Origin of the sequence: Kluyvera chengduensis (assembly GCF_044197065.1) — a bacterium.
Taxonomy (GTDB): domain Bacteria; phylum Pseudomonadota; class Gammaproteobacteria; order Enterobacterales; family Enterobacteriaceae; genus Kluyvera; species Kluyvera ascorbata_C.
On the sequence record NZ_JBIQOI010000020.1, the window covers coordinates 1 to 4394 of the forward strand.

Annotated in this window: 4 protein-coding genes and 4 tRNA genes; 7 read left to right on the forward strand and 1 reads right to left on the reverse strand. The window is 49.1% G+C overall.

Features of this window, described 5'->3' with window-relative positions; all coding sequences use genetic code 11:
- Positions 1-235 precede the first annotated feature (235 nt).
- Both murB and birA read left to right on the forward strand, forming a co-directional pair.
- On the forward strand, positions 236-1264 hold the full coding sequence (gene murB / locus ACH1XZ_RS23120) for a UDP-N-acetylmuramate dehydrogenase (protein WP_395597307.1): 1029 nt from the start codon (positions 236-238) through the stop codon (positions 1262-1264).
- The gene (gene birA / locus ACH1XZ_RS23125) at positions 1261-2223 is read left to right on the forward strand and encodes a bifunctional biotin--[acetyl-CoA-carboxylase] ligase/biotin operon repressor BirA (RefSeq protein ID WP_395597308.1); all 963 of its coding nucleotides are present in this window, start codon (positions 1261-1263) and stop codon (positions 2221-2223) included. Before murB ends, birA begins: the two co-directional genes overlap by 4 nt.
- Before the next feature lie 36 nt (positions 2224-2259).
- Here birA and coaA read toward each other — a convergent pair whose 3' ends face one another.
- Entirely contained in the window at positions 2260-3210 is a 951-nt protein-coding gene (gene coaA, locus ACH1XZ_RS23130; protein WP_123652866.1) for a type I pantothenate kinase, read from the reverse strand.
- A 413-nt stretch (positions 3211-3623) separates the two neighbouring features.
- On the opposite strand from coaA, the gene ACH1XZ_RS23135 reads away from it, so the two are divergent.
- From ACH1XZ_RS23135 to ACH1XZ_RS23155, 5 genes are all read left to right on the forward strand, one after another.
- Positions 3624-3699, forward strand: a tRNA-Thr gene (locus ACH1XZ_RS23135).
- Positions 3700-3709: 10 nt separating this feature from the next.
- Positions 3710-3794: transfer RNA gene (locus ACH1XZ_RS23140), tRNA-Tyr, on the forward strand.
- Positions 3795-3913: 119 nt separating this feature from the next.
- Positions 3914-3988: transfer RNA gene (locus ACH1XZ_RS23145), tRNA-Gly, on the forward strand.
- Between the two features lie 5 nt (positions 3989-3993).
- A tRNA-Thr gene (locus tag ACH1XZ_RS23150) sits at positions 3994-4069 on the forward strand.
- Between the two features lie 116 nt (positions 4070-4185).
- The coding region (locus ACH1XZ_RS23155) for a GTP-binding protein (protein ID WP_000031660.1) at positions 4186-4394 on the forward strand (209 nt) is incomplete at its 3' end.

Here is a 4394-nt window from a genome sequence, read left to right on the forward strand (position 1 = left end):
GGTAGTGTGGGGTCTCCCCATGCGAGAGTAGGGAACTGCCAGGCATCAATTAGTGAAGAAGCCCATCCTGACGGATGGGCTTTTTTGCGTCTGTGCGAAAGTAAAAGTGCGGTGAAAACGCCTTATCCTGCCTATTGTTTATACCAACTTTGATATTTTCTCCCTCTACATAACAGCAAGCCTTCCCCGAGCAGATACGGTAAACTATCGGCGATTTAGCATCAGGAAAGCAGCTATGACCCATTCCCTAAAACCCTTGAATACCTTCGGCATTGACCACTGTGCAAAGCACATCGTATGCGCTGAAAACGAACAACAATTACTGAGCGCCTGGCAGCAATCTACCCGTGAAGGGCTGCCAGTTATGATCCTGGGTGAAGGAAGTAACGTCCTGTTTCTGGAAGATTATTCCGGTACGGTGATCCTTAACCGCTTGAAAGGTATTGAGGTTAGCGAAACGGCTGATGCATGGCATCTGCACGTTGGTGCGGGAGAGAACTGGCATAATCTGGTTCGCTACGCGCTGGATAACAACATGCCTGGCCTTGAAAACCTGGCGCTTATTCCTGGCTGCGCCGGATCATCCCCTATTCAAAATATCGGTGCCTACGGTGTTGAGCTGCAACATGTCTGCGAATATGTTGATTGCATCGAACTTGCTACCGGTGAACCTAAACGACTCAGCACGAAGGACTGTCAATTCGGCTACCGTGACAGTATCTTCAAACACGCCTACCAGGACCGTTTTGCTATTGTTGCCGTTGGTTTCCGGCTCACGAAAGTGTGGAAACCCGTGTTAACGTATGGCGATCTCACACGCCTTGACCCTGAAACGGTGACCCCGCGTGAAGTATTCGACTCCGTTTGCCATATGCGTATGACTAAACTACCCGACCCAAAGGTCAACGGTAACGCGGGCAGCTTCTTTAAGAACCCAGTTGTTAGCGCTGAGTATGCGCAAGCGCTGCTGACCAACTTCCCGAAAGCACCTCATTATCCTCAGGCTGATGGCAGCGTTAAGCTAGCAGCTGGCTGGCTTATCGATCAGTGCCAGTTAAAAGGTCATGTTGAGGGTGGTGCGGCTGTACATCAACAGCAAGCGCTGGTACTGGTCAACATCGACAGCGCGAAGAGCAGCGATGTGGTCAGGTTAGCACACTATGTCCGCCAGCAGGTGGGTGACAAATTTAACGTCTGGCTTGAACCTGAAGTCCGCTTTATTGGACAAGCAGGTGAAGTAAATGCGGTTGAGGTAATCAAATGAAAGATAATACGGTGCCATTAACGCTCATTTCCTTGCTGGCCGATGGTGATTTTCACTCCGGGGAGCAGTTGGGGGAGACGCTTGGCATGAGCCGCGCGGCGATCAACAAACATATCCAGACGTTACGCGACTGGGGTGTTGATGTCTTTACCGTTCCCGGTAAAGGCTACTGTCTGCCGGAGCCAATCCAGTTATTAGAAGCGGATCGGATTCAACGTGCTGTGGATTACGGCGATGTGGCCGTACTGCCGGTTATTGACTCTACCAACCAATATTTGCTCGATCGCATTGGTGAATTGAAATCCGGTGATGCCTGTGTGGCTGAATATCAGCAGGCAGGTCGTGGCCGCCGTGGTCGTAAGTGGTTCTCACCGTTCGGTGCGAACCTCTATCTGTCCATGTACTGGCGCCTGGAGCAGGGGCCCGCCGCTGCGATTGGCCTAAGCCTGGTTATCGGTATTGTCATGGCCGAAGTATTACAGAGTCTGGGTGCCGATAAGGTTCGCGTGAAGTGGCCAAATGACCTCTATCTTAACGACCGCAAACTTGCCGGTATTCTGGTGGAGTTGACCGGAAAAACCGGTGATGCTGCGCAGATTGTCATTGGTGCCGGGATTAACCTGGTGATGCGCCGTGTCGAAAACGATGTCATCAATCAGGGTTGGATTAACCTGCAGGAGGCGGGGATCATTATCGATCGTAATGTCCTGGCGGCGAGGTTGATCAATGAACTACATGATGCGCTGCACCTCTTTGAACAGGAGGGATTAGCGCCATATCTGTCTCGTTGGGATAAATTAGATAACTTCATTAACCGCCCTGTGAAATTAATTATTGGCGATAAAGAAATATTTGGTATTTCCCGTGGGATCGATACTCAAGGTGCTTTATTATTGGAGCAGGAAGGGGTAATTAAACCCTGGGTGGGCGGTGAAATTTCGCTACGTAGCGCAGAATAAAAAAGGGAGCCGCGGCTCCCTTTTCTTTTATCCCGATTATTTCCGCAGACGAACTTGCTCAACAGAGTGGTTGGCGCTTTTGGTCAAAATCAGGCTTGCACGCTCGCGCGTTGGTAGGATATTTTCGTTTAAATTCCTTAGGTTAATCTCATTCCACAATGACGTCGCAACATTAATCGCCTCTTCTTTAGAAAGCTGTGCATAGTTATGGAAATAAGAATCCGGATCGGTGAAAGCACCTTCACGGAATTTCAGGAAACGATTGATATACCAGGATTGTAATAACTTCTCCGGGGCATCGACATAAATAGAGAAATCAACAAAATCGGAAACAAATACATGGTGCGGATCGTGGGGATAATCCATTCCGCTCTGCAATACATTGAGACCTTCCAGAATGAGTATATCGGGGTGGGTCACCGTTTTATCGCCATCAGGAATAACATCATAAATAAGATGGGAATATACCGGTGCCGTCACGTCCGGCACACCTGACTTCAGGTCTGAAACAAACTTCACCAGTCGATGCATATCATAAGACTCTGGGAAGCCTTTCTTCTTCATTAACCCGCGTTCTTTCAACACCTCATTAGGGTGCAGGAAGCCATCGGTGGTGATGAGCTCAACGCGGCGGTGTTCTGGCCAGCGGCTGAGAAGCGCCTGGAGAACACGAGCGGTTGTACTTTTACCTACCGCCACGCTGCCAGCGATGCTGATGATATAAGGAATACGCTGGCCATTGGTGCCAAGGAACTGTTCCAGCACCGCCTGGCGACGGAGGTTAGAACTGATATAGAAGTTCAGTAAACGTGACAACGGCAAATAGATCTCCGCCACTTCCTCTAGCGACAGATCTTCGTTGATACCTTTTAAGCGTGTAATTTCGCCTTCAGTCAGGGTCATTGGCACGGAATCGCGAAGCGCCGCCCACTGGCTACGATCGAACTGTAGATAAGGTGTCATTAACGTTTGCTCTTGTTTTCTCATAAGCATGTTCTGGCTGCCACGCTGATAACACGCGACGCTTCACATTAAGTTAATCAGGACAATGGGCAGGAGGTTAACACCAGATGGAATATAAAAAGAAGAAAAAATCCAAATGAGTGGTGCTTTCGTGAGAAAACCCCAGAGTTTGTTGCCAACTCAACCGCTGAGCGTAAGTGATAGGTAATAGTAAAGAAGCGAAGCTGCTAATGATGACAGCGAGTCGGGTACGAGCTGACCTGAAATGGCATCAGCAAGCCGCAGAGAATAGAGAGAATTGCGCTATTTTTGTTCATGAAAATGCCATTTTGCTGAGTTTTTACGCGCGAACGCACAAAACATGAGCGATAGAACATTTTATGCAAATTTTTAGTTGCATGTCGCCGCAGGTCTCCATAGAATGCGCGCTACTTGATGCCGACTTAGCTCAGTAGGTAGAGCAACTGACTTGTAATCAGTAGGTCACCAGTTCGATTCCGGTAGTCGGCACCATCAAGTACCTGGTGGGGTTCCCGAGCGGCCAAAGGGAGCAGACTGTAAATCTGCCGTCACAGACTTCGAAGGTTCGAATCCTTCCCCCACCACCACTTTCCGGCTAAGCATTGCGAAGCCAGAGTTGGTCGGTAAAATGACGAACTCAAACAAAGAAAAGAGAGCAATCTCTTTTTTTTGGCACAGAAAGAACTGGGTAGCCGAGTTTTAGGATGCGGGCATCGTATAATGGCTATTACCTCAGCCTTCCAAGCTGATGATGCGGGTTCGATTCCCGCTGCCCGCTCCAGACGTGCTGATATGGCTCAGTTGGTAGAGCGCACCCTTGGTAAGGGTGAGGTCCCCAGTTCGACTCTGGGTATCAGCACCACTTCTCTTCTCCCTCCCGTTTCTCTCTGTTTAAATTAATGCATTCAACATTTCAGGCTTTTAGTCTGGTTGATGTGGTGATATCACCGATTTATCCGTGTATTAGAGGGACTATCGATGTCTAAAGAAAAATTTGAACGTACCAAACCGCACGTCAACGTCGGTACTATCGGCCACGTTGACCATGGTAAAACTACCCTGACTGCTGCAATCACTACCGTACTGGCTAAGACCTACGGCGGTGCTGCTCGTGCTTTCGACCAGATCGATAACGCACCAGAAGAAAAAGCTCGTGGTATCACCATCAACACTTCCCACGTTGAATA

Coding starts and splice junctions, on each gene's coding strand:
- birA (WP_395597308.1), top strand. CDS start 1,261: ATGAAAGATAATACGGTGCCATTAACGCTCATTTCCTTGCTGGCCGAT.
- murB (WP_395597307.1), top strand. CDS start 236: ATGACCCATTCCCTAAAACCCTTGAATACCTTCGGCATTGACCACTGT.
- coaA (WP_123652866.1), bottom strand. CDS start 3,210: ATGAGAAAACAAGAGCAAACGTTAATGACACCTTATCTACAGTTCGAT.